At 47.8% G+C, this 691-nt stretch carries 1 protein-coding gene; it reads right to left on the bottom strand.

Features of this window, described 5'->3' with window-relative positions; all coding sequences use genetic code 11:
- A partial coding sequence (locus tag G7Y37_RS09080) for a leucine-rich repeat protein (protein ID WP_165063142.1) occupies positions 1-691 on the bottom strand: 691 nt, incomplete at both ends.

Below are 691 nucleotides of genomic sequence, written 5' to 3' on the forward strand. Positions count from 1 at the left end.
GGGTCAGCAAAGTTGCAAAACCCTACCGCTTCCCAAGCAGCTTTAGCAGCATCGTGTTCATCTGCAGAAACACGCAGGGCAACAGTAGCACCCTGTACAACAGCGCCTGCAAACGCTGGGTATATATCGTAGGTGCCTTCAATCTGGCTGGAAACTCCAGCTTCAATGGCTTTAACTTTTCCATCTGAAACGATGGTTGCCAAGCTTTCGTTTCCCCAGAAAGCACCTTCTGCAATAGTTGTGCACTCAGCTGCCACAGTAACACTAGCGCCAATTCCGGCAGGTGCAGCTATAAGAGTAGTTTTGTCAGCTGTGTATAAGATACCGTCCTGAGTGGTAAGAGCATTTGAATTAGCCGTGCTCCCATTGGGAAATACAATGGTCTGAAGCTTGGTGCAACGGGAAAATACGCAAGCAGGGACGGTGACCAATGTGTCAGGGAGCACGGACATGCCCTCCATACCCTCCGGGACGAGGAGGAGGCTTGTTAGATCGGCATTGCAAAGAATGCCGTTATAACTTGAGTAAACAGGGTTTTCCTCTGCCACATGTATTGCTGTGGCATTTGGAAACAATTGGAAAAAGCCTACATCGATAGATTTAACTGTAGACGGAATAGTTATAGAGGTAACGCCAAGTGCTTTCTCAGCTTCGGCATAATATTCACTTGTGTAGGGATTTTTGGCGCTTT

The sequence above is a fragment of the Adlercreutzia sp. ZJ154 genome (genome assembly GCF_011039055.1).
GTDB lineage: Bacteria > Actinomycetota > Coriobacteriia > Coriobacteriales > Eggerthellaceae > Adlercreutzia_A.